The organism is Leclercia sp. M50, from assembly GCF_037150775.1.
In the GTDB taxonomy this organism is placed as follows: domain Bacteria; phylum Pseudomonadota; class Gammaproteobacteria; order Enterobacterales; family Enterobacteriaceae; genus Enterobacter.
Genome location: NZ_JBBCPK010000225.1, coordinates 1 through 1,167, shown reverse-complemented (window position 1 = coordinate 1,167; position 1,167 = coordinate 1). Strand labels below are relative to the sequence as shown.

At 46.8% G+C, this 1,167-nt stretch carries 1 protein-coding gene and 1 pseudogene; both read left to right on the top strand.

The window, feature by feature from the left end:
* The coding region (locus WFM46_RS23730) for a LysR substrate-binding domain-containing protein (RefSeq protein ID WP_336998723.1) at positions 1 to 514 on the top strand (514 nt) is incomplete at its 5' end.
* Positions 515 to 871: 357 nt separating this feature from the next.
* Positions 872 to 1,167, top strand: a pseudogene (locus tag WFM46_RS23725) (DNA endonuclease SmrA); the annotation flags it as partial.

The window sequence follows — 1,167 nt, the reverse complement described above, 5'->3', positions numbered from 1 at the left end:
ATTAGTGTCGATGATTAATGAATTACGCCAGGGCGAACTCGATTTCACCATAAATACCTATTATCAGGGCCCTTATGATCATGAGTTCACGTTTGAAAAATTGTTTGAGAAACCGTTTGCGATATTTTGTCGTGAAGGTCATCCGGCGACTGGCGCTAAATCAATTAATGAGTTACTGAAATACAGCTGGACAATGCCAACGCCGCGCGGCAGTTATTATAAGCAGCTGGAAGAGATGTTTTCTCATCGCCAACAAATCCCGCATATTGGCGTGGTATGCGAAACGTTTTCATCAAGTATTAGCCTGGTGGCGCACAGTGATTTTCTCAGCATTTTGCCGCAGGAGCTGGGTTGCGACCCGCTGCTGGCGCAGCGTCTGGTCATGATCCCGGTAAAAGAACCTTTACCAAAAGCCACCTATTACCTGATTCAAAGAAGAGATTCCCGACAGACGCCGTTGACCGATTCATTAATCACACAATTCAGGCGCCATGCCCGGCAGGTTATTTCTTAACCACATTCACCTTAAAAAAATGGAGCCTGTCGACATCCAACAGACCCCACAGTACACACAGCATTGCTCCACATGCGACTCTGCTTATTGTTTCCATAGTGCAGATACCTTTGTATATATCATTTTTTGACAATAATACAGATAAGAAAGCGCCTGGTTTTTAAAAGTTTTACCTAAGTCATAAAGTTTATCATTAATAAAAATAAACTTAAGTGCGCTTTAATTATTAATTAAAATAACTGTATTTATTATTATTTTCTTACTGGTTGTTTTTTGGCCGTGCAGACAGGGTAACGCCGCATTGAGCCAGGGTGAGGGGGCAGGTATAGTAGCCTGTCAGCTAAGCAGGAGGATGCCATGAACCTAGAAGATAAATCGCTTTTTCTTGATGCGATGGAGGATGTCCAGCCCCTCAAGCGCTGTACCGAGGTCCACTGGCAGCCAACGCGCGCCTCGCGTACCCGCCAGCCCGTGGATATCACCCAGCTCGATAACTTTCTGACCACCGGCTTTCTGGATGTCATCCCCCTTGCGGAGCAGCTGGCTTTCCAGCGTGAAGGGGTACAACAGGGGGTTATCGACAAGCTGCGCTCGGGCAAATATCCGCGTCAGGCGAGCCTTACTTTGCTGCGTCAGCCCGTTGAGCAGTGCCG